Genomic DNA, 21,099 nt, shown 5'->3' on the forward strand with positions numbered 1-21,099 from the left:
AGAGCATGGCTGCGCGTGATCTGGCGCGCCTGGCAGGACCACAAACCCTACGATCCGGCACGCCACGGCGGGGCCAAACTGCTGCTTCAAACAGCGGGGGGTTGACACAGGGTGTCTCATGCGGGGTCCTTTCCACCCTCGGGCGCGGCAAAGCGCGGGTCCTGGTCGGCCGCCGGCTGCTCCTGCGCCCGGCGCGCGTGCAGGTGCTGGTACACGGCCTGCACCAGTTCCTCGCAACCCTCGCGCGTGAGCGCCGAGATACGGAACACCGGGCCCTTGTAGCGCAGGCGGCGCACGAATGCCTTCACGAGCGCGTCGCGCTCGCCGGCCGGCACCATGTCGATCTTGTTCAGCACCAGCCAGCGCGGCTTGTCGTACAGCGACTTGTCGTACTTCTTCAGTTCGGCGGCGATCGCCCGGGCCTGGGCCACCGGATCGACGGCCTCGTCGAAGGGCGCCACGTCCACCAGGTGGAGCAGCAGCCGGGTGCGCTGCAGATGGCGCAGGAACTGGTGGCCCAGGCCGGCGCCTTCCGAGGCACCCTCGATCAGCCCCGGCACGTCGGCTACCACGAAGCTCTGCTCCGGCCCGACCCGCACCACGCCCAGGTTGGGGTGCAGGGTGGTGAAGGGATAGTCGGCGATCTTGGGCCGCGCATTGGAGACCGCGGCGATCAGGGTGGACTTGCCCGCGTTGGGCATGCCGAGCAGGCCGACGTCGGCCAGCACCTTGAGCTCGAGCTTCAGGCTCTTCTTCTCGCCCGGCCAGCCCGGCGTCTTCTGCCGCGGCGCCCGGTTGATCGAGCTCTTGAAGCGCATGTTGCCGAAGCCGCCGTCGCCGCCCTTGGCCAGGACGATGGTTTCGCCCGGCACCAGCAACTCGTGCAGCACTTCGCCGGTTCCGGCGTCGCTGATGATGGTGCCCACGGGCATCTTCAGCGTGACGTCGGCCCCGGCGGCGCCGAACATGTCCGAACCCATGCCGTGCTCGCCGCGCCTGGCTTCGTGGCGGCGCGAGAACCGGTAATCCACCAGCGTGTTGAGGTTGGGGTCCGCCACCGCGTACACGTGGCCGCCGCGGCCGCCGTCGCCGCCGTTGGGGCCGCCGAACTCCTTGTACTTCTCGTGCCGGAAGGAGACGCAGCCGTTCCCCCCGTCGCCGGCGGCGACGTCGATGAAGGCTTCGTCCACGAATTTCATGCCGGGATCCCAGGAGCTGGTTCTTGACGAAAAAGGCCCTGCGCTTGCGACGCAGGGCCTTCGTTGCGGAAAGCCTGGCGGCTTACGCCGGAACCACGTTTACGGTCTGCTTGTTCAGCGCGCCCTTGGTGGCGAACTGGACGTGGCCGTCGACCAGCGCGAACAGCGTGTGGTCGCGGCCGACGCCGACGTTGGTGCCCGGGTGGAACCGGGTGCCGCGCTGGCGCACGATGATGGAGCCGGCGCTGATCAGCTCGCCGCCGAACGCCTTGACGCCGAGCATCTTGGGCTGGGAATCCCGCCCGTTGCGCGTGGAGCCGCCGCCTTTTTTCTGTGCCATTTCAACCTCTATTCAGTCGGGGACGAAGGCGGCCTCAGGCCGCGATGGCGCCGATCTGCAGCTCGGTGAACTGCTGGCGGTGGCCCTGGCGCTTCTGGTAGTGCTTGCGGCGACGCATCTTGAAGATGCGCACCTTGTCGTGCTTGCCATGGGCGACGACCGTGGCCTTGACGGTGGCGCCGGACACCAGGGGCGTGCCGATCTTCAGGTCGCTGCCGTCGCCGACGGCCAGCACTTGGTCGATCACGATTTCCTGGCCTACGTCCGCAGCAATCTGTTCTACTTTGATCTTTTCGCCGGAGGCAACGCGATACTGCTTGCCGCCGGTTTTTATGACCGCGTACATGTGAGACCTCTCGAGAAAGGGAGTCTCCGCCAGGACGGATTTCCCGGGGAGCCTGCGACTATACCATGGTTTGCGGCCACTAACACGGCGCGCCGGGCATGGCGGGGCCACTTCCTATAATCGCGCGCCAACTGCCGTACCCGCCTTGACTGCCCCTGCCGCCAGCACCGCCTCGGTGCTCTCCCTGATCGCCGATGACATGCTCGAGGTCGATGCAGTCATCGCCCGGCGCCTCGACTCGGGCGTTCCGCTGGTGGGGCAGGTCTCCCGCTACATCATCTCGGCCGGCGGCAAGCGCCTGCGCCCGGCCCTGCTGCTGCTGGTGAGCGCGGCGCTGGACTGCCGGGGGCCGCAACGCTCCAACCTGGCGGCCGTCGTCGAGTTCATCCACACCGCCACGCTGCTGCACGACGACGTGGTCGACGAGTCCACCCTGCGCCGCGGCCGGGCCACCGCCAACGAGAGCTTCGGTAATCCCGCCAGCGTGCTGGTGGGCGACTTCCTCTACTCCCGTGCCTTCCAGATGATGCTGGAGGCCGGCGACATGCGGGTGATGGCGATCCTGGCCGATGCCACCAACGTGATCGCCGAGGGCGAGGTGCTGCAGCTGATGAACATGCACGACGCCTCGCTCGACGAGGCCGCCTACCTGCGCGTGATCCGCTCCAAGACCGCCAAGCTGTTCGAGGCCAGCGCCCGCCTGGGCGCCGTGCTGGCCGGCGCGGGCGCCGACCTGGAAGAAGCCAGCGCGGAATACGGGCAGGCCCTCGGCACCGCCTTCCAGGTGATCGACGACGTGCTCGACTACGACGGCGACACCCACGAGATGGGCAAGAACCTCGGTGACGACCTGCGCGAGGGCAAGGCCACGCTGCCGCTGATCGCCGCCATGGAGCGCGGCACCCCGCGCCAGAGCGAGCTGATCCGGCATGCGATCGAGAACGGTGCCACGCGCGAGCTGGACGCCATCATTGCGGTGGTGCGCGAAACCGGCGCGCTGGACGTGACGCGCGCCGCAGCCGCCGCCGAAGCCAGGCGCGCGATCGCGTGCGCGCAGCGCCTGCCGCGCAATGACTACTCCGAGGGTTTGGTACAATTGGCGGCTCAGCTGCTCGAGCGTCGCAACTGATCCGCCGGATCAGGCCGCGGCGCCCGCGAGCGGCCATCGGGGTGTAGCTTAGCCTGGTAGAGCGCTACGTTCGGGACGTAGAGGCCGGAGGTTCGAATCCTCTCACCCCGACCAGATTCCTTTCCAATCCACTTGGCGCCGCGAAGGGCGTTTTCGCGGCGCGGCGCGGCTCGGAAGGAGCCTGCGCCAGATCCAACGAATGCTGGCGGTGTTCATGGCGGGCAAGTGGAGCCCCCGACCCCCTCCTGCACTGCTCAGAAAAGCTTGCCCGCGTTCAACAGGGTAAGCACCCCCAGTACGCCGAAAATGGCCGCGCTGATGGCGTGCACCAGTCGCATGGACACCTTCTTTGCGATCCTGTCACCCAGGAACACGGCCGGCACGTTCGCCAGCATCATGCCCAAAGTGGTTCCAATCACCACCTGAACGATGTCCGTGTAACGGGCCGCCAGGGCCACCGTCGCAATCTGGGTCTTGTCGCCCATCTCGGCCAGGAAGAACGCGACCAGGGTGGTACCGAACACGCCAAACCGGGGCTTCTCCCTGGTGACCTCGTCTTCGTCAATCTTGTCCGGGATGAGCATCCAGGCTGCCATGGCCAGGAACGATGCTCCGATGACCCAGCGCAGCACGTCCGGTCCGAGCGCGGCTGCCACCCAGCCGCCAGCCGCACCTGCGGCCGCGTGGTTCAGCAATGTCGCGGCCAGGATGCCAAGCACTATCGGCACGGGCTTGCGGAACATCGCAGCCAGCACGATCGCCAGCAACTGGGTCTTGTCGCCCATTTCACCGAGCGCGACGACGCCGGTGGAGACGAGAAAGGCTTCCATGAAACGAGGAGTCCCCAGGGGCCGGCGAAAACCATGGACCGCACGGCGTCCCCGGCCCAATCCGGAGGCAGTGCGGTCAAAGGTCTTGCCAGGCGTGGAGCTGCTCGCGCCATGGTCATGAAGACCAAGTCTGTTGACGCGAACCCCTGCAGGCGCAGGGCGGCTACTCCCCAATGACGAGTGCGGGCGCGATTGTAGCGAACGCAGCCCGGCCGCCGCCGACAACTGCGCCTTCCAGTGGCCCCGGTGGCAGCGATGAAGGAGACTCCCGGTTACCCGCGGTTACCTGCTCGGTCGCACCGCCCAGAACCCGGAAGGCTCCCGGTTCCTGCGCGTGACATCCTGCGCGAGTGCGCCGTCCCGCGTCGACTGTCTTTGCGCCCGGCGCCACACGCAAGATTTACACCGGTTGGGCTTTAGGCGATGATCAGCTGGATGCCCTTCGCCCCAGCGGGGGCGCCTGATCCCACCACCCAACGATGGCCGCCGTCGACCCCGCACTCACCGATGCTCCCGCCCTGGCGCTGCCCGGGCTGGCACGGGCGCTGGTGTCGGCCGGCAAGCTCGGGCAGAAATCGGCCGAGGAGCTGTACCGCAAGGCGCAGGCCAACCGCAGCAGCTTCATCGCCGAGCTGACCGGCTCCGGGGCGGTGTCGCCCTCCGACCTGGCGCACACCATGTCGACCGCCTACGGCGCTCCGCTGCTGGACCTGGACGCGGTCGACGTGCAGCGGCTGCCGAAGAACCTGCTGGATACCAAGCTGTGCCAGGCCATCCGCGTGGTGGTGCTGTCCAAGCGCAACAACCGGCTCATCGTCGCCACCGCCGACCCCTCCGACCAGCAGGCCGCCGACAAGATCAAGTTCGCCACGCAGATGGGCGTGGACTGGGTCATCGCCGAATACGACAAGCTGACCCGGATGGTGGAGGCCCACGCGACCAGCACCACCCAGGCGATGGAGAACATCGTCGGCGAGGACTTCGAGTTCGACGAGTCGACGATGGAGGACTCGGTCGTCGACGAGGACGAGAAGTCGGCGGGCTCGGAGGTCGACGACGCCCCCGTCGTCAAGTTCCTGCACAAGATGCTGCTGGACGCGTTCAGCATGCGCGCGTCCGACCTGCATTTCGAACCCTACGAGCACACCTACCGGGTGCGCTTCCGCATCGACGGCGAGCTGCGCGAGATCGCCTCCCCGCCGATCGCGATCAAGGACAAGCTGGCCTCGCGCATCAAGGTCATCTCGCGGATGGACATTTCCGAGAAGCGGGTGCCCCAGGACGGCCGCATGAAGCTCAAGGTCGGCCCCGACCGGGTGATCGACTTCCGCGTCAGCACGCTGCCCACGCTGTTCGGCGAGAAGATCGTGATCCGGATCCTGGACCCGAGCAGCGCCAAGCTGGGCATCGACGCGCTCGGCTACGAGGCCGAGGAGAAGGAGCGCCTGCTCAATGCCGTCAGCCGGCCCTACGGCATGGTGCTGGTCACGGGCCCCACCGGCTCGGGCAAGACGGTGTCGCTCTACACCTGCCTGAACATCCTGAACAAGCCCGGGGTGAACATCTCCACCGCCGAAGACCCGTCCGAAATCAACCTGCCGGGCGTCAACCAGGTCAACGTCAACGACAAGGCCGGGCTCACCTTCGCCGCCGCGCTCAAGTCGTTCCTGCGCCAGGACCCGGACGTGATCATGGTCGGCGAGATCCGCGACCTGGAGACCGCCGACATCGCCATCAAGGCGGCGCAGACCGGCCACCTGGTGCTCTCCACGCTGCACACCAACGACGCTCCGACCACGCTCACGCGCATGCGCAACATGGGCATCGCGCCGTTCAACATCGCCTCCAGCGTGATCCTGATCACCGCGCAGCGGCTGGCGCGGCGCCTCTGCGTCAACTGCAAGCAGCCGGCTGACATCCCGCACGAGACCCTGATCGAAGCCGGCTTCACCGAGGAGGAGGTCGACGGCACCTGGACCCCGTACCGGCCGGTCGGCTGCAACATGTGCAACAACGGCTACAAGGGCCGCGTCGGCATCTACCAGGTCATGCCGATCAGCGAGGAGATCCAGCGCATCATCCTGCGCGACGGCAGTTCCATGGAAATCGCCGCCCAGGCCCGCAGCGAGGGCGTCAAGAGCCTGCGCCAATCCGGGCTGCACAAGGTCCGTACGGGCATGACCTCGCTCGAGGAAGTGCTCGGCTGCACGAACGAATAGACCGCAGGCAGGAAAAAAAGAGGAGTACTTCATGGCGACGGCAACCGCAACGAAGGTCACGGAGTTCGTCTTCGAATGGGAGGGCCGCGACCGCAACGGCAAGCAGGTCCGCGGCGAGACCCGCGCCGCCGGCGAGAACCAGGTCCAGGCCGCCCTGCGCCGCCAGGGCATCACGCCCAGCAAGATCAGGAAGCGCCGCATGCGCGCGGGCCAGAAGATCAGGCCCAAGGACATCGCGATCTTCACCCGCCAGCTGGCCACCATGATGAAGGCGGGCGTGCCGCTGCTGCAGGCCTTCGACATCGTCGGCCGCGGCAACGCCAATGCCAGCGTCGCCAAGCTGCTCAACGACATCCGCACCGACGTGGAGACCGGCACCTCGCTGTCGGCCGCCTTCCGCAAGTACCCGCTGTACTTCGACAACCTGTACTGCAACCTGGTCGAGGCCGGAGAGGCCGCGGGCATCCTGGAGACGCTGCTGGACCGGCTGGCGGTCTACATGGAGAAGACCGAGGGCATCAAGTCCAAGATCAAGTCGGCCCTGATGTACCCGATCTCGGTGGTGGTGGTGGCCTTCGTGGTGGTGGCGGTGATCATGATCTTCGTGATCCCGGCCTTCAAGGAGGTGTTCACCTCGTTCGGCGCCGACCTGCCGGCGCCCACGCTGTTCGTGATGGCCGTCAGCGAGTATTTCGTCCAGTACTGGTGGCTGATCTTCGGTGGCGTCGGCGGCGGCGTCTACTTCTTCATGCAGGCCTGGAAGCGCAACGAGAAGGTGCAGGCGTTCATGGACCGGCTGATGCTCAAGCTGCCGGTATTCGGCGACCTGGTCTACAAGTCGGTGATCGCCCGCTGGACGCGCACCCTGGCCACCATGTTCGCCGCCGGGGTGCCCCTGGTGGAGGCGCTCGATTCGGTCGGCGGCGCGGCCGGCAACACGGTCTACCAGGCGGCCACCGGGAAGATCCAGCAGGAGGTGTCCACCGGCACCAGCCTGACCGCGGCCATGACCAACGCCAACGTGTTCCCGACCATGGTGCTGCAGATGTGCGCCATCGGCGAGGAGTCCGGCTCCATCGACCACATGCTGGGCAAGGCGGCCGATTTCTACGAGGCCGAGGTCGACGACATGGTCGCCGGCCTGTCCAGCCTGATGGAGCCGATCATCATCGTGTTCCTGGGCGGCCTGATCGGCGGCATCGTGGTGTCGATGTACCTGCCTATCTTCAAGCTCGGCCAGGTCGTCTGATGCTGACTGCGGGCCTGGGCGCCGCGCTGGCCGGCGTCCTCGGGCTGCTGGTAGGCAGCTTCCTGAACGTGGTCATCTACCGGCTGCCGAAGATGCTGGAGCGCCAGTGGGCGGCCGAATGCGCCGAGCTGGCCGGGCAGGAGCCCGCGGCCGGCGAACCGTTCGACCTGGCGCGGCCGCGCTCGCGCTGCCGCAACTGCGGCCACGCGATCCGCTGGTACGAGAACATTCCGGTCCTGAGCTACCTGGCCCTGCGCGGCAGGTGTTCCTCCTGCGGCACGCCGATCGGCGTGCGCTACCCGCTGGTGGAGCTCGCCACGGCGGGGCTGTTCGCCTTCTGCGCCTGGAAGTGGGGAATCAGCTGGACAGCCGCGGCCTGGTGCGGCTTTGCCGCCGCCCTGCTGGCGCTGGCCCTGATCGACTGGGACACCACCCTGCTGCCGGACGACATCACGCTGCCGCTGGTGTGGGCCGGCCTGATCGCGGCCGCGCTGCGCTGGAACGGCCTGACCCTGCAGCAGTCGCTCTGGGGCGCCGTGGCGGGCTACCTGTCGCTGTGGCTGGTCTACAAGGGCTTCAAGCTGCTCACCGGCAAGGAGGGCATGGGCTACGGCGACTTCAAGCTGTTCGCCGCGCTGGGGGCGTGGTTCGGATGGCAGGCGCTGGTGCCCATGGTGCTGATGGCATCGGTGATCGGCGCGATCATCGGCATCGCCATGAAGCTCTCAGACAACCTGCGCGAGGGCGGCGCCATCCCCTTCGGTCCCTTCCTCGCCGGCGCGGGCCTGACCGCACTGGTGTTCGGGCCTTCGGCCATCCTGCGCGTGATCGGCCTGTAGCCATGGCCGCGATGCGCATCGGCCTGACCGGCGGCATCGGCAGCGGCAAGAGCACGGTGCTGCGGATGCTGGCCGGGCTGGGCGCCGCCGCCATCGACGCCGACGCCATCTCGCGCGCCAGCACCGCGCCGGGCGGCGCGGCCATCCCGGCGATCGCCGCCCGCTTTGGCCCGGCGTTCATCACCGCCGAGGGCGCGCTCGACCGCGAGCGCATGCGCGAGCACGTGTACGCGCAGCCACAGGCCCGGCGCGAGCTGGAGGCCATCGTCCATCCGCTGGTGGGCGTCGAGACCGAGCGCCAGGTGCAGGCAGCGCTGATGGCCGGTGCCCCGTGCATCGTGTTCGACATTCCGCTGCTGGTGGAGTCGGGCCGCTGGCGCCGGCAGGTGGACCGGGTGCTGGTGGTCGACTGCACGCCCGCGACGCAGGTGGCCCGCGTGGTGGCGCGCAGCGCGCTCGAGCCCGCGCAGGTGGAGGCGATCATCGCGGCGCAGGCGCCGCGCGCGCTGCGGCTGGCGGCAGCCGACGCCGTGATCTTCAACGACGGCGGGCTTTCGCTCGGCGGACTCGAGGCCCAGGTGCGGCAGGCAGGCAGGGGCTTCGGGCTATGATGGGGCGTCAGCGCATGCCTCCCACATTGCCGCCCGCGTGATCCTCTACGAGTACCCGTTCAACGAACGAATCCGGACCTACCTGCGGCTGGAGCACCTGTTCCGCCGCCTCGGCGAACTGGTCCCGCGCGAGCACCCGCTCGACCACCACTACGCGCTGGCCACGCTGTTCGAGGTGATGGACGTGGCCGCGCGCGCCGACCTGAAGTCCGACGTGATGAAGGACCTGGAGAAGCAGAAGTCGGTCCTCAACGGCTACCGCGGCAACCCGGCCATCGCGGAAGGGGTGCTCGACGAAGTGGTGGGCCAGCTCGATGCCTGCTTCGCGGCGCTCAACGGCCAGCCCGGCAAGGCCGGCCAGTCGCTGACCGAGAACGAATGGCTGATGAGCATCCGCAGCCGCATCGGCATCCCCGGCGGCACCTGCGAGTTCGACCTGCCCGGCTACTTCGCCTGGCAGCAGCTCGACGCGCCGACCCGCCAGGCCGACCTGGGCCGCTGGGCGCGCTGCCTCGGCCCGCTGGCCGAATCGGTGCACCTGCTGCTCAAGATGCTGCGCGACTCGGGGACGGCGCAGAAGGTGATGGCGACCGACGGGCACTTCCAGCAGACGCTGCCGCAGGGCCGCAGTTTCCAGCTGCTGCGCCTGCGCATAGCCCCGGCGATGCAGCTGGTGCCCGAGATCAGCGGCAACCGGCTGATGGTTTCGGTGCGCCTGATGCGCCAGGAGGGCAGCGACCGGCTGCAGCCCAGCCACGAGAATGCAGGTTTCGAACTGACCCTGTGTTCCTGAGCATGGCAAGCGAGAGCGGCAAGGCGGCGCCGCAGCGGGTGGTGAAGTGCCCGCAGTGCGGCGGCATCAGCATCTATGCGCCCGCCAACCCCTACCGGCCCTTCTGCAGCAAGCGCTGCAAGGGCCTGGACCTGGGGGCCTGGGCGAGCGAGAGCTTCCGGGTGCCGGACCAAACGCCCCCGGACGACCAGCCCTTCGGCGATCCGAAGCTGCAGTGATCCTCAGCCGCCCGCATGGGTGGCGCCCGAAAAGCCGCGCTCCCGGGCGAACCAATGCAGCACCGGCACCGTGCCGGGCAGCACCGGCCGCACCCGCACCGGCAGCGTTTCCCAGGAACCGCTCTGGCCCTCGTGCATGTGCAGCTCGCCGGCCCAGTCGAACACCTTGCAGAAATTCAGGCGCACCAGCGCATGCGGGTAATCGACCCTCTCGACGCGCCATGGGTGCACGGCGCCGATCACCACGCCGATCTCCTCGACCAGCTCGCGCCGCAACGCGGTCTCGATGGTCTCGCCCGGTTCGACCTTGCCGCCGGGGAATTCCCAGTAGCCCGCATAGACCTTGCCCTCGGGCCGGCTGGTGAGCAGGAAGCGGCCGTCCGGGCGCACCAGCACGCCGACGGCGACCTCCACCTGCTTGCGGTCGGGGCCGCCTTCGCGCGGCCGGTCGGCGTCGGCGACCAGGACCCCCGTCATGCCGGGTGCCGGCCGGCCCAGTCGCGCGCGAACTGATAAGCCACGCGGCCGCTGCGCGAGCCGCGCTCGAGCGCCCAGACCAGCGCCTCCGCGCGGGCCGGGTCGACGGCCCCCGGCGGCACGCCGAAGGACCTCAGCCACTGCGCCGTGATGGCGAGGTACTCCTCCTGGGTGAAGGGATAGAAGCTCACCCAGAGACCGAAGCGCTCGGACAGCGAGATCTTCTCCTCGACCACTTCGCCGGGATGCACTTCGCCATCGTCGGTGTGGGTGTAACTGAGGTTCTCCTTCATGTACTCGGGCAGCAGGTGGCGCCGGTTGCTGGTGGCATAGACCAGCAGGTTGGGCGTGGCGGCCGCAACCGAGCCGTCGAGGATGGACTTCAGGGCCTTGTAGCCGGGTTCGCCCTCCTCGAAGCTGAGGTCGTCGCAGAACACGATGAACTTCTCGGGCCGGCCGCCGACGATCTCGACGATGTCCGGCAGGTCGGTCATGTCGGCCTTGTCCACTTCGATCAGGCGCAGGCCCTGCGGCGCGTATTCGTTCAGGCAGGCCTTGATCAGGGAGGACTTGCCGGTGCCGCGCGCGCCGGTCAGCAGCACGTTGTTGGCGGGCTGGCCGGCCACGAATTGCTGCGTGTTGCGCTGGACGCGCTCCTTCTGCGGGTCGATCTCCTTGAGATCGTCCAGCCGGATCGCTGCGACATGGCGCACCGGATCCAGCGAGCCCAGCCCCGAGGCGCGCTTGCGGTAGCGCCAGGCGATGGCGGCATCCCAATCCGGCGCCGCCAGCGGCTGCGGCAGGATCGCTTCCAGGCGATCGAGCAGCCGGTCGGCACGCACCAGCAGCAGGTCGAGGCGCTCGCTCATGAGCGGTAGTCCGCGTTGATGCTCACGTACTCGTGGCTGAGGTCGCAGGTCCAGACCGTGTCCGCCGCCTGCCCCCGGCCCAGGCCCACGCGCACCGTGATCTCGGACTGCCTCATCACCCGCTGGCCGTCCTCCTCGCGGTAGGCCGGGTTGCGTCCACCCCGGTGCGCGACGTGCACGTCGTCCAGCCACAGGTCGATGGTGGCCGGGTCGAGGTCGGCGATGCCGGCATAGCCGACGGCCGCCAGGATGCGCCCGAGGTTCGGATCGCTGGCGAAGAACGCCGTCTTGACCAGCGGCGAATGCGCGATCGCGTAGGCGACCTGCCGGCACTCGGCCGCGCTGCGGCCGCCCTCGACCTGCACCGTGATGAACTTGGTCGCTCCTTCGCCGTCGCGCACGATGGCCTGCGCGAGCCGGCGCGAGACCTGCAGCATCGCGTCCTTCAGCGCCTGCCCCTCGGGGCTGTCCAGGGAAGTGACGGGTGCATGGCCGGCCTTGCCGGTGGCCATGACGATGAAGGAGTCGTTGGTGGACGTGTCGCCGTCCACCGTCACGCGGTTGAAGGACCCGTCGGCCAGTTGCTGCGCAAGCTGCTGCAGCAGCGGCTGAGCGATGCGGGCGTCGGTGGCCAGGAACCCCAGCATGGTCGCCATGTTGGGCCGGATCATGCCGGCGCCCTTGCTGATGCCGGTGACCGTGACCTCGGCGGCGCCGATGCGGACCATGGCGCTGGCGGCCTTCGCCACGGTGTCGGTGGTCATGATGCCTTCGGCCGCCCGCAGCCAGTTGTCGGCCCGCGCGTCGGCCAGTGCTGCCGGCAGCCCGGCTTCGATCCGATCGAGCGGCAGCGGCTCCATGATCACGCCGGTGGAAAACGGCAGCACCTGGTCGGCCGCGATGCCGAGCTGCCTTGCCAGCGCGTCGCAGGTGGCGCGTGCGCGGGCAAGGCCCTCCTCCCCCGTGCCCGCATTGGCGTTGCCGGTGTTGACCACCAGCGCGCGGATGTGGCCGCCCGGAAGGTGTTCACGGCATACCTGCACCGGGGCGGCGCAGAAACGGTTGCCGGTGAATACGCCGGCCACGGCAGCGCCCGGCTCCAGCAGGAATACCGTCAGGTCCTTGCGGTTGGCCTTGCGCACGCCCGCTTCGGCCACGCCGATGGAAAGCCCGGGAACGGGCCGGAGATCGCCCGCGCGCGGGGCGGAAAGGTTCACTGGCATTGCTTCGTCCGCAAGAAAGGAAAGGCCATCAGTTCTGGCGCCAGGGCAGGCCGCGATGGCGCCAGCCGCCCTTGAGGCCGCGGTGTCCGTTCTCGTCGGCATCGCCTTCGAAGCCTTCGAGGATGTTGTAGGCCTCCAGCCCCAGCTCGGTGGCGCGCCGCGCGGCGGCGACCGAGCGCACGCCGCTGCGGCACAGCATCACGGCCTTCTTGCCGGGCGGCACGGCGGCTCGCAGGCCGGCATCGAATGCGGGGTTCTGCGCCATGCCGGGCCACTGCTTCCAGGGCAGCGCGACCGCGCCCGGGATGAAGCCGACCCATTCGCGTTCGGCGTCGCTGCGCACGTCCACCAGCACCGCTTCGCCGCTGCGCCACCAGTCGCAGGCCAGCGCGGGCGTCACGTCGCCGGCATAGCCCCGGGCCGGGCGGGGGGCTTGCACATCGTCCGGGGATGCCGGGGGCTCCCGGCCGGCCAAGGGGGATCGCTTCGACTCTGCCATGGTGTCAGACCCGATTCTGCCAGTGCCTGCAACGCTCGCCGGGTCGCTCACGGGCGGACCCGAAGCTGGCAACAGGCTGACGAGGCGAGCCTCGCACGCGGTTGAGCACGTCCATCCGTAGGGCATAAGTATGAAGCGCAAGCATTGGTCGCACGCGCCCTCCGTGTAAACCCTCTCAAGCCGTGCGTCCGCCTACTTCAAAGATAGACCTGTTAACCAACCAGACAGACTGGACAGGAGACTTCATCATGACGATTCCCAGCACCCCCCGCCGAAGCCTGCTCAAGGGCGCGGCGATTGCCGCCGGCGCCGGCGTGGCCGCGCCGATGGTCATGGCGCAAACCGCGCCGGCCTTGTTCCGCTTCCAGAGCACCTGGCCCTCGAAGGACATCTTCCACGAGTACGCGCAGGACTTCGCCAAGAAGATCAACGACATGGCCGGGGGCAAGCTGAAGATCGAGGTGCTGCCCGCCGGCGCGGTGGTCCCCGCCTTCCAGCTGCTCGAAGCAGTCAACAAGGGCACGCTCGACGGTGGCCATGGCGTGGTCGCCTACCACTATGGCAAGAACTCGGCGCTGGCCCTGTGGGGCTCCGGCCCGGCCTTCGGCATGGACCCCAACATGGTGCTGGCCTGGCACTACTACGGCGGCGGCAAGGCGCTGCTGGAGGAGATCTACAAGTCCATCAACATGGACGTGGTTTCCTACCTGTACGGCCCGATGCCGGTGCAGCCGCTCGGCTGGTTCCGCAAGCCGGTCTCGAACGTGTCGCAACTCAAGGGCCTGAAGTTCCGCACGGTCGGCCTGGCGGTGGACGTGTTCAATGAACTGGGCGTGGCCGTCAACCCGCTGCCCGGTGGCGAGATCGTGCCGGCGCTCGACCGCGGCCTGCTCGACGCGGCGGAGTTCAACAACTCCTCGTCCGACCGCGTGCTGGGCTTCCCCGACGTCGCCAAGAACTGCATGCTGCAAAGCTTCCACCAGTCCGGCGAGCAGTTCGAGATCCTGTTCAACAAGGCCAAGTACAACGCCCTGCCGGCCGAGCTCAAGTCGATCATCGATTACGGCGTGCAGGCCGCCAGCGCCGACATGAGCTGGAAGGCGATCGACCGCAATTCGAAGGACTACATCGAGCTCAAGACCAAGGACAAGGTCAACTTCTACAAGACGCCCGACTCCATCCTGCGGGCCCAGCTCGATGCGTGGGACAAGGTCACGGCCAAGAAGGCCGCCGAGAACCCGCACTTCAAGAAGGTGCTGGACTCGCAGAGGGCGTTCGCTTCGCGCGCCGGCCAGTGGCAGAACGACTACACGGTCGATTTCCGCATGGCCTACAACCGCTACTTCGGCAAGGGCGCCAAGAAGAGCTGATCGCCCCTTCCCGGGCCAGTCCAGAGGGCGGCTGCGACACAGCCGCCCTTTGCGTGTCTGGGCTCCAGAGAGGGGTCCAAGGGACCACCATGCAGAAACTACTTCTGGCGATCGACCGCCTGTCCACGTGGCTGGGCAAGCTGTTCGCCTGGCTCATCGTCTCGCTGACGTTGATGATCTCCTGGGAGGTCTTCTCCCGCTACGCGCTGGGCGAGCCGCACGGCTGGATGCTGGACGCGCAGATCATGCAGTACGGCGTGCTGTTCATGATGGCCGGCGCCTACACCCTGGCCAAGGACGGCCACGTCCGCGGCGACGTGCTGTACGGCTTCTTCCGCCCACGCACCCAGGCCACGCTGGACCTGATCCTCTACATCATCTTCTTCCTGCCCGGCGTGGTCGCCCTGACCTGGGCCGGCTGGATCTATTTCTCCGAGTCGCTCGCCATCCGCGAGCAGACCTTCAACGCGGACCCGCTGCCGGTGTACCCCTTCAAGTTCTTCATCTCGTTCGCCGGCGCCATCCTGCTGCTCCAGGGCTTCGTCGAGATCGCCCGCTGCGTGATCTGCCTGCGGGACGGCGAATGGCCGTCGCGCGGCGAGGACGTGGAGGAAGTGGACGTCGAAAAGCTCAAGGCCATGGTCCATGCCGACGATGCGGTCGTCAACCCGGACGAGCGTGGCGGCGTCGTGGCGTCGCCCCCGGCCGAAAGGGGGTCGCTGTGAAGATCCGCAAGGAACTCTGGTTCGGCTTCGGCCTGATGGGGGTGATCGTCGCGGCGGCACTCTACATGCTGGTCAGCGTCGACCAGATCGAGCGCGGCCACATCGGCCTGCTGATGCTGTCGCTGGTGGTCGTGGCCATCATGCTCGGCTTCCCCACGGCGTTCACGCTGATGGGCATGGGCATGATCTTCACCTGGCTGGCCTACGGGAAGAACACCACCCACACGCTGGACCTGATGGTGCAGGCCGCCTACAAGACGATGGCGAACGACGTGCTGATCGCAGTGCCGCTGTTCGTCTTCATGGGCTACCTGGTCGAGCGCGCCAACCTGATCGAGAAGCTGTTCCGCAGCATCCACCTGATGCTGGTGCGCGTGCCGGGGGCGCTGTCGGTGGCGACGATCGTCACCTGCGCCATCTTTGCCACGGCCACCGGCATCGTCGGCGCGGTGGTGACGCTGATGGGCCTGCTGGCGATGCCGGCCATGCTGCGCGCCGGCTACAGCATCCAGCTCACGGCGGGTTCGATCACCGCCGGTGGCTGCCTGGGCATCCTGATCCCGCCGTCGGTGCTGCTGATCGTGTACGGCGCCACGGCCGGCGTGTCCGTGGTGCAGCTGTATGCGGGCGCATTCTTCCCCGGGATCATGCTGGCCGGCCTGTACGTCGTCTACGTGGTGATCCTGGCCAAGCTCAAGCCCTCGCTGGCGCCGCCGCTGTCGGCTGCCGAACGGGTGGTGCCGCTGCCGCCGCTGACGCAGGAGATCACGCTGGCCGACGGCAGCCGCCATGCGATCTCGGGCCTTCTGGCGGCGCTGAAGGGCAGCCGCAACCGGAACGTGCCCACCGGCTACCTGCTGCGCCAGCTGTTCATGGCCTTGCTGCCGGCCCTGCTCTTCGCGCTGGTCGCCATCTGGACCTACCGCATCGTGACCGAGCCGGTCGCAGTGGACGCCGGCGTGTCCGGGCTGACCCAGATGGGCGAGTCGCCGGCGGCGGAGCGCGGCGCCGGCGGCTTGCAGGAACCCCCCGGGACCAGCGGGGTACAGGAGCCTCCCGCCGCCGATGAAGGCGTGCAGGCGCCGCCCGGGTCCGACGGCGTGCAGGAGCCTCCTGCCGCCGAGACCGCGCCGGAGGCCGGTGACGAAGGCGTGCAGGCTCCCCCCGGCGCCGAGGACGCTCGTGCCGGCGGGGATGTCCAGGAACCGCCGGGCGCCGAAGGCGTGCAGGAGCCCCCGGGCGCCGGCGCGGCCGCGACCGCCCCAGCCAACGGCGGCGCGGTGCCGGCACCGCAGGCCCCGCTGGGCTACTGGATCGGCCTGGGCGTGGGCGCCGCCATGCTGGCGCTGTACTACGCGCTGCTGAGCTTCGCGCGGCTGGAAATCTTCAAGATGCTGCTGACCAGCTTCTTCCCGCTGGTCATCCTGATCCTGGCCGTGCTGGGCTCCATCGTGCTGGGCCTGGCGACTCCGACGGAGGCGGCGGCCGTGGGCGCACTGGGCGGCATGCTGCTGGCAGTCGCGTACCGCCAGTTCTCGCTTCCGATGCTCAAGGAAAGCGTCTTCCTGACGGCCAAGACCTCGGCGATGGTGTGCTGGCTGTTCGTCGGCTCGGCGATCTTCTCCGCGGCCTTCGCGCTGCTGGGCGGCCAGGAGCTGGTGGAGCGCTGGGTGCTGTCGATGGACCTGAGCAAGACCCAGTTCCTGGTGCTCACCCAGGTGATCATCTTCGTGCTGGGCTGGCCGCTGGAGTGGACCGAGATCATCGTGATCTTCATGCCGATCTTCATTCCGCTGCTGGACAACTTCGGCGTCGACCCCCTGTTCTTCGGGCTGCTGGTGGCACTGAACCTGCAGACGGCCTTCCTGTCGCCGCCGGTGGCCATGTCGGCCTTCTACCTGAAGGGCGTCTCGCCGCCGCACGTCACCCTGAACCAGATCTTCCTGGGCATGCTGCCCTTCATGGGCCTGCAGGTCATCGCGATCGTGCTGCTCTACATCTGGCCCGAGATCGGCCTCTGGCTGCCGTCCGTGCTCTACGCCCGCTGACCCCCGAACGGGCACGCCTGGCGTGCCCGCCTGGCGGACCGCGCGGAACAACGTGCAGCGCGGCCCCTCCTGCGAGGAGGATCCGGCTTCGCCGGCCCTCCTCGCACTGATCAGGACACCGGGAAATCGTGCAGCGATTTCCCGGTGAATCAATTGACGTTGACGTAAACGTCAATTAGGCTCGGGGGTTCCTGGAGATCCCCATGACCGACCTGTCCGCCGAATTCAAGGCGCTGGCCAGCTATCGCCCCACCCACAAGGTCCGCTTCGTGACGGCGGCCAGCCTGTTCGACGGGCACGACGCCGCCATCAACATCATGCGCCGCATCCTGCAGGGCATGGGCGCCGAGGTGATCCACCTCGGCCACAACCGCAGCGTGGACGAAGTCGTCACCGCGGCGCTGCAGGAGGACGTGCAGGGCATCGCCGTCAGCTCGTACCAGGGCGGCCACGTCGAATACTTCAAGTACATGGTCGACCTGCTGCAGCAGCGCGGCGGCGCCCACATCCAGGTGTTCGGCGGCGGTGGCGGCGTGATCGTGCCGGCCGAGATCCGCGAACTGCAGGCCTACGGCGTCACCCGCATCTACAGCCCGGAGGACGGCCAGCGCATGGGGCTGCAGGGAATGATCGGCGAGATGGTCATGCGCTGCGACCAGGACCTCACGTCGCACGCACCGAAGGACGCCGCCGCCATCCGGGGCCACCAGGACGCCGGCTGGCGCGCGCTGGCGCAGCTGATCACGGCCCTGGAGAACGGGACCGCCGACGCCCGGCTGATGGAGTCGCTGCGCACGGAGGCTGCACGGCACAAGGTGCCGGTCCTCGGCATCACCGGCACCGGCGGCGCCGGCAAGTCTTCGCTGACCGATGAGCTGATCCGGCGCCTGCGCCTGGACCAGGGCGACCGCCTGCGGGTGGCCGTGATCTCGATCGACCCCTCGCGGCGCAAGAGCGGCGGCGCGCTGCTGGGCGACCGTATCCGCATGAACGCCATCGGACCGTGGGGGCAGGGGCCGCGGGTCTTCATGCGCTCGCTGGCCACCCGGGACTTCGGCAGCGAGATCTCGGCCGCACTCCCGGACGTGGTCACCGCCTGCAAGGCCGCCGGCTTCGACCTGGTGGTCGTGGAGACCTCCGGCATCGGCCAGGGCGACGCCGCCATCGTGCCGCTGGTCGACCTGCCCATGTACGTGATGACGCCCGAGTTCGGCGCGGCCAGCCAGCTCGAGAAGATCGACATGCTGGACTTCGCCGAGTTCGTGGCGATCAACAAGTTCGACCGCAAGGGCGCGCAGGACGCCTTGCGCGACGTCGCCAAGCAGGTCCAGCGCAACCGCGAGGCCTTCGGCAAGCGGCCTGAGGAGATGCCGGTGTTCGGCACCATGGCGGCGCGTTTCAACGACGACGGCGTCACGGCGCTGTACCAGGCCCTCAAGCCGCGCCTGCAGGCGCTCGGGCTGCCGCTCCAGGAAGGCCGGCTGCCCGCGGCGGGGGTGCGCCACAGCACCAACCAGACGCCCATCATCCCGGCCGCGCGCACGCGCTACCTGGCCGAGATCGGCGACACCGTGCGCGGCTACAAGAAGCGCGCGCGCGAGCAGGCGAAGCTGGCGCGCGAGATCCAGCAGCTGGAAGCAGCCGCGCGCATGCTGCAGGTGGACAAGCCCGACCGCGCGCCGGCCGCCGAGGCCGCGACCGACCTGGCGCGCAGCCGCCGGGAGCGGCAGGACCGGGACGCGCAGCAACTGCTGCAGCAGTGGCCCGCCATGCGCAAGGCCTACGCTGGCGACGAGTACGTGGTGAAGATCCGCGACAAGGAGATCCGCACGGCGCTGACCACGAAGTCGCTGTCCGGCACCACCATCCGCAAGGTGGCGCTGCCGTCCTTCGAGGACCAGGGCGAGATCCTGCAGTGGCTGATGCTGGACAACGTGCCGGGCAGCTACCCCTACACCGCCGGCACCTTCGCCTTCAAGCGCGAGAACGAGGACCCCACGCGCATGTTCGCCGGCGAAGGTGACGCCTTCCGCACCAACCGGCGCTTCAAGCTGCTGTCCGAGGGCATGCCAGCCAAGCGGCTGTCCACCGCGTTCGATTCCGTCACGCTGTACGGCAACGACCCGGACGAGCGGCCGGACATCTACGGCAAGGTCGGCAACTCCGGCGTGTCGATCGCGACGCTGGACGACATGAAGGTGCTCTATTCGGGCTTCGACCTGTGCAGCCCCAGCACCTCGGTATCGATGACCATCAACGGCCCGGCCCCGACCATCCTGGCGATGTTCATGAACACCGCCATCGACCAGCAACTGGAAAAGTTCCAGGCCGACAACGGGCGCGAGCCGACGCCCACCGAGGCCGCCAAGATCCGCGAATGGGTGCTGGCGAACGTGCGCGGCACCGTGCAGGCCGACATCCTGAAGGAGGACCAGGGCCAGAACACCTGCATCTTCTCCACCGAATTCAGCCTGAAGGTGATGGGCGACATCGCCGAGTACTTCGTGCACCACAACGTGCGCAACTTCTATTCGGTGTCGATCTCCGGCTACCACATCGCGGAGGCCGGCGCCAACCCGATCAGCCAGCTGGCGTTCACGCTGTCCAACGGCTTCACGCTGGTGGAGGCCTACCTGGCGCGCGGCATGCACATCGACGACTTCGCGCCCAACCTGTCGTTCTTCTTCTCCAACGGCATGGACCCGGAGTACACCGTGATGGGCCGGGTGGCGCGGCGCATCTGGGCGGTGGCCATGAAGGAGAGGTACGGCGCCAACGAGCGCAGCCAGAAGCTCAAGTACCACATCCAGACCTCCGGCCGCAGCCTGCACGCGCAGGAGATCCAGTTCAACGACATCCGCACCACGCTGCAGGCGCTGATCGCGATCTACGACAACTGCAACTCGCTGCACACCAACGCCTTCGACGAGGCGATCACCACGCCCACCGAGGACAGCGTGCGGCGGGCGATGGCGATCCAGTTGATCATCAACCGCGAGTGGGGCCTGGCGAAGAACGAGAACCCCAACCAGGGCAGCTTCATCGTCGAGGAGCTGACCGAACTGGTGGAAGAGGCGGTGCTGGCCGAGTTCGAGCGCATCGCCGAGCGTGGCGGCGTGCTCGGCGCCATGGAAACCGGTTACCAGCGCGGCCGCATCCAGGACGAGAGCCTGCACTACGAGATGCTCAAGCACACCGGCGAGCTGCCGATCATCGGGGTCAACACCTTCCGCAACCCGCATGGCGACACCATCCCCGAGAAGCTGGAGCTGGCCCGCTCGACCGAAGACGAAAAGCGCAGTCAGCTTGCGCGGCTGCAGGAATTCCACGCCGCGCACGCGGCCGACGCGCCGGCCCTGCTGCGCCGGCTGCAGCAGGCGGTGATCGAGAACCGCAACGTGTTCGAGGTGCTGATGGACGCGGTGCGGGTGTGCTCGCTCGGCCAGATCACCGGCGCGCTGTTCGAGGTCGGGGGCCAGTACCGGCGGAACATGTAGCGGACTGGCACAGCGGCGGATCGCGGGCGCCTCGGCGCGCGCCGCTCTGAACTCATCACCACGCAAAACTACTTAAGGTTTTCCCCGCTACCCCCGACCCCCCCGGCTCCCTAGCATCAGCCTCTTGCCACCGGCTGGGGCCGGCTGGCGATGGAGGAGCTTGTTTTGCCGGGTGAGATCATTCTCGAGACCAAGGGCCTGACCAAGGAGTTCAAGGGCTTCGTGGCCGTCGACAACGTCGACCTCCAGGTCCGTCGCGGCGACATCCATGCCCTGATCGGCCCCAATGGCGCGGGCAAGACCACGTTCTTCAACCTGCTGACCAAGTTCCTGCCGCCCACGCGCGGCACGATCACCTACCTGGGCAAGGACATCACTCACGAGAAGCCGGCGCAAACGGCGCGCCGCGGCATCGTGCGCTCGTTCCAGATCTCCGCGGTGTTCCCGCACATGACCGTGCTGGAGAACGTGCGCGCCGCCCTGCAGCGCAACCTGGGCATCTCCCTGCATTTCTGGAAGCCCGAGAAGTCGCTGTTCCGCCTGCACGACCGTGCACTGCAGCTGTTGGCCGAAGTCGACCTCCAGGAATTCGCCGGCGAGATGACGGTCAACCTGCCC

20 protein-coding genes, 1 tRNA gene and 1 riboswitch are annotated in these 21,099 nt (G+C 68.1%); of the genes, 13 read left to right on the forward strand and 8 right to left on the reverse strand.

The genetic code is table 11. From position 1 onward, the window contains the following. Nucleotides 1-116: 116 nt before the first annotated feature. The 3 genes from cgtA to rplU form a co-directional block, all read right to left on the reverse strand. Nucleotides 117-1,199 carry an Obg family GTPase CgtA gene (gene cgtA, locus V6M57_RS12190; RefSeq protein ID WP_332815263.1) on the reverse strand — a complete coding sequence of 361 codons (1,083 nt, stop codon included), beginning with the start codon at nucleotides 1,197-1,199 and terminating at the stop codon, nucleotides 117-119. Nucleotides 1,200-1,281: 82 nt separating this feature from the next. Beyond that, nucleotides 1,282-1,539 carry a 50S ribosomal protein L27 gene (gene rpmA, locus V6M57_RS12195; protein ID WP_332815264.1) on the reverse strand — a complete coding sequence of 86 codons (258 nt, stop codon included), beginning with the start codon at nucleotides 1,537-1,539 and terminating at the stop codon, nucleotides 1,282-1,284. Between the two features lie 34 nt (nucleotides 1,540-1,573). Beyond that, nucleotides 1,574-1,885, reverse strand: coding sequence for a 50S ribosomal protein L21 (gene rplU, locus V6M57_RS12200; protein WP_332815265.1), 312 nt, complete (start codon nucleotides 1,883-1,885; stop codon nucleotides 1,574-1,576). A gap of 199 nt (nucleotides 1,886-2,084) precedes the next feature. Here rplU and V6M57_RS12205 point away from each other — a divergent pair, with 199 nt between their 5' ends. Further along, on the forward strand, nucleotides 2,085-3,014 hold the full coding sequence (locus tag V6M57_RS12205; RefSeq protein ID WP_332815281.1) for a polyprenyl synthetase family protein: 930 nt from the start codon (nucleotides 2,085-2,087) through the stop codon (nucleotides 3,012-3,014). A 37-nt stretch (nucleotides 3,015-3,051) separates the two neighbouring features. Beyond that, a tRNA-Pro gene (locus V6M57_RS12210) sits at nucleotides 3,052-3,128 on the forward strand. Between the two features lie 140 nt (nucleotides 3,129-3,268). Here the strand turns inward: V6M57_RS12210 and V6M57_RS12215 are convergent. After that, nucleotides 3,269-3,844, reverse strand: a complete 576-nt coding sequence (locus V6M57_RS12215) for a TMEM165/GDT1 family protein (RefSeq protein ID WP_332815266.1) — start codon at nucleotides 3,842-3,844, stop codon at nucleotides 3,269-3,271. Nucleotides 3,845-3,853: 9 nt separating this feature from the next. After that, a riboswitch (yybP-ykoY riboswitch) is annotated at nucleotides 3,854-4,028 on the reverse strand. A gap of 295 nt (nucleotides 4,029-4,323) precedes the next feature. Between V6M57_RS12215 and pilB the strand changes: the two genes are divergently transcribed. Genes pilB through V6M57_RS12245 form a run of 6 tightly spaced genes read left to right on the forward strand, consistent with a single transcriptional unit; the run spans nucleotide 4,324 to nucleotide 9,773 of the window. Beyond that, nucleotides 4,324-6,063: a type IV-A pilus assembly ATPase PilB gene (gene pilB / locus V6M57_RS12220; RefSeq protein ID WP_332815267.1), complete on the forward strand. Its 1,740-nt coding sequence runs from the start codon at nucleotides 4,324-4,326 to the stop codon at nucleotides 6,061-6,063. 31 nt (nucleotides 6,064-6,094) lie between these two features. After that, entirely contained in the window at nucleotides 6,095-7,312 is a 1,218-nt protein-coding gene (locus V6M57_RS12225) for a type II secretion system F family protein (RefSeq protein WP_332815268.1), read from the forward strand. Beyond that, nucleotides 7,309-8,151, forward strand: coding sequence for a prepilin peptidase (locus V6M57_RS12230; RefSeq protein WP_332815282.1), 843 nt, complete (start codon nucleotides 7,309-7,311; stop codon nucleotides 8,149-8,151). The genes V6M57_RS12225 and V6M57_RS12230 overlap by 4 nt, the downstream gene beginning before the upstream one ends. Before the next feature lie 2 nt (nucleotides 8,152-8,153). Beyond that, nucleotides 8,154-8,762, forward strand: a complete 609-nt coding sequence (gene coaE, locus V6M57_RS12235; protein WP_332815269.1) for a dephospho-CoA kinase — start codon at nucleotides 8,154-8,156, stop codon at nucleotides 8,760-8,762. 37 nt (nucleotides 8,763-8,799) lie between these two features. Further along, a complete protein-coding gene (gene zapD / locus V6M57_RS12240; RefSeq protein ID WP_332815270.1) occupies nucleotides 8,800-9,555 on the forward strand; it encodes a cell division protein ZapD in 756 nt (251 codons plus the stop codon). A gap of 2 nt (nucleotides 9,556-9,557) precedes the next feature. Beyond that, nucleotides 9,558-9,773, forward strand: a complete 216-nt coding sequence (locus tag V6M57_RS12245; protein ID WP_332815271.1) for a DNA gyrase inhibitor YacG — start codon at nucleotides 9,558-9,560, stop codon at nucleotides 9,771-9,773. A gap of 3 nt (nucleotides 9,774-9,776) precedes the next feature. On the opposite strand, the gene V6M57_RS12250 is transcribed toward V6M57_RS12245, so the two are convergent. From V6M57_RS12250 to V6M57_RS12265, 4 genes are read right to left on the reverse strand one after another with little or no spacing between them, the layout of a single operon-like run. Further along, nucleotides 9,777-10,250, reverse strand: coding sequence for an NUDIX domain-containing protein (locus V6M57_RS12250; RefSeq protein ID WP_332815272.1), 474 nt, complete (start codon nucleotides 10,248-10,250; stop codon nucleotides 9,777-9,779). Next, complete coding sequence (locus V6M57_RS12255) at nucleotides 10,247-11,119, reverse strand: ATP-binding protein (RefSeq protein WP_332815273.1); 873 nt, start codon at nucleotides 11,117-11,119, stop codon at nucleotides 10,247-10,249. Before V6M57_RS12255 ends, V6M57_RS12250 begins: the two co-directional genes overlap by 4 nt. Continuing rightward, nucleotides 11,116-12,342 (reverse strand): bifunctional glutamate N-acetyltransferase/amino-acid acetyltransferase ArgJ, encoded by a 1,227-nt coding sequence (gene argJ / locus V6M57_RS12260; RefSeq protein ID WP_332815274.1) that lies wholly within the window; start codon nucleotides 12,340-12,342, stop codon nucleotides 11,116-11,118. Before argJ ends, V6M57_RS12255 begins: the two co-directional genes overlap by 4 nt. Nucleotides 12,343-12,370: 28 nt before the next feature. Beyond that, nucleotides 12,371-12,781 carry a rhodanese-like domain-containing protein gene (locus tag V6M57_RS12265; RefSeq protein WP_332815275.1) on the reverse strand — a complete coding sequence of 137 codons (411 nt, stop codon included), beginning with the start codon at nucleotides 12,779-12,781 and terminating at the stop codon, nucleotides 12,371-12,373. Nucleotides 12,782-13,089: 308 nt separating this feature from the next. Between V6M57_RS12265 and V6M57_RS12270 the strand changes: the two genes are divergently transcribed. The 5 genes from V6M57_RS12270 to V6M57_RS12290 all read left to right on the forward strand — a co-directional run. Further along, on the forward strand, nucleotides 13,090-14,211 hold the full coding sequence (locus tag V6M57_RS12270; RefSeq protein WP_332815276.1) for a TRAP transporter substrate-binding protein: 1,122 nt from the start codon (nucleotides 13,090-13,092) through the stop codon (nucleotides 14,209-14,211). 89 nt (nucleotides 14,212-14,300) lie between these two features. Continuing rightward, complete coding sequence (locus V6M57_RS12275; protein ID WP_332815277.1) at nucleotides 14,301-14,936, forward strand: TRAP transporter small permease subunit; 636 nt, start codon at nucleotides 14,301-14,303, stop codon at nucleotides 14,934-14,936. Then, on the forward strand, nucleotides 14,933-16,984 hold the full coding sequence (locus V6M57_RS12280; RefSeq protein WP_332815278.1) for a TRAP transporter large permease subunit: 2,052 nt from the start codon (nucleotides 14,933-14,935) through the stop codon (nucleotides 16,982-16,984). The genes V6M57_RS12275 and V6M57_RS12280 overlap by 4 nt, the downstream gene beginning before the upstream one ends. A 203-nt stretch (nucleotides 16,985-17,187) precedes the next feature. After that, the gene (gene icmF / locus V6M57_RS12285; RefSeq protein WP_332815279.1) at nucleotides 17,188-20,481 is read left to right on the forward strand and encodes a fused isobutyryl-CoA mutase/GTPase IcmF; all 3,294 of its coding nucleotides are present in this window, start codon (nucleotides 17,188-17,190) and stop codon (nucleotides 20,479-20,481) included. 150 nt (nucleotides 20,482-20,631) lie between these two features. Continuing rightward, a partial coding sequence (locus V6M57_RS12290) for an ABC transporter ATP-binding protein (protein ID WP_442968826.1) occupies nucleotides 20,632-21,099 on the forward strand: 468 nt, incomplete at its 3' end.

This window comes from Ramlibacter sp., from assembly GCF_036676645.1.
Classification (GTDB): Bacteria; Pseudomonadota; Gammaproteobacteria; order Burkholderiales; family Burkholderiaceae_C; genus Ramlibacter.

What these genes read in the sequence shown, in the direction of transcription:
- V6M57_RS12250 (WP_332815272.1), bottom strand. Translation starts at nt 10,250, where the DNA reads ATGACGGGGGTCCTGGTCGCCGACGCCGACCGGCCGCGCGAAGGCGGC.
- V6M57_RS12275 (WP_332815277.1), top strand. Translation starts at nt 14,301, where the DNA reads ATGCAGAAACTACTTCTGGCGATCGACCGCCTGTCCACGTGGCTGGGC.
- argJ (WP_332815274.1), bottom strand. Translation starts at nt 12,342, where the DNA reads ATGCCAGTGAACCTTTCCGCCCCGCGCGCGGGCGATCTCCGGCCCGTT.
- pilB (WP_332815267.1), top strand. Translation starts at nt 4,324, where the DNA reads ATGGCCGCCGTCGACCCCGCACTCACCGATGCTCCCGCCCTGGCGCTG.
- V6M57_RS12205 (WP_332815281.1), top strand. Translation starts at nt 2,085, where the DNA reads ATGCTCGAGGTCGATGCAGTCATCGCCCGGCGCCTCGACTCGGGCGTT.
- V6M57_RS12215 (WP_332815266.1), bottom strand. Translation starts at nt 3,844, where the DNA reads ATGGAAGCCTTTCTCGTCTCCACCGGCGTCGTCGCGCTCGGTGAAATG.
- cgtA (WP_332815263.1), bottom strand. Translation starts at nt 1,199, where the DNA reads ATGAAATTCGTGGACGAAGCCTTCATCGACGTCGCCGCCGGCGACGGG.
- rpmA (WP_332815264.1), bottom strand. Translation starts at nt 1,539, where the DNA reads ATGGCACAGAAAAAAGGCGGCGGCTCCACGCGCAACGGGCGGGATTCC.
- V6M57_RS12255 (WP_332815273.1), bottom strand. Translation starts at nt 11,119, where the DNA reads ATGAGCGAGCGCCTCGACCTGCTGCTGGTGCGTGCCGACCGGCTGCTC.
- V6M57_RS12225 (WP_332815268.1), top strand. Translation starts at nt 6,095, where the DNA reads ATGGCGACGGCAACCGCAACGAAGGTCACGGAGTTCGTCTTCGAATGG.
- rplU (WP_332815265.1), bottom strand. Translation starts at nt 1,885, where the DNA reads ATGTACGCGGTCATAAAAACCGGCGGCAAGCAGTATCGCGTTGCCTCC.
- V6M57_RS12270 (WP_332815276.1), top strand. Translation starts at nt 13,090, where the DNA reads ATGACGATTCCCAGCACCCCCCGCCGAAGCCTGCTCAAGGGCGCGGCG.
- coaE (WP_332815269.1), top strand. Translation starts at nt 8,154, where the DNA reads ATGGCCGCGATGCGCATCGGCCTGACCGGCGGCATCGGCAGCGGCAAG.
- V6M57_RS12245 (WP_332815271.1), top strand. Translation starts at nt 9,558, where the DNA reads ATGGCAAGCGAGAGCGGCAAGGCGGCGCCGCAGCGGGTGGTGAAGTGC.
- icmF (WP_332815279.1), top strand. Translation starts at nt 17,188, where the DNA reads ATGACCGACCTGTCCGCCGAATTCAAGGCGCTGGCCAGCTATCGCCCC.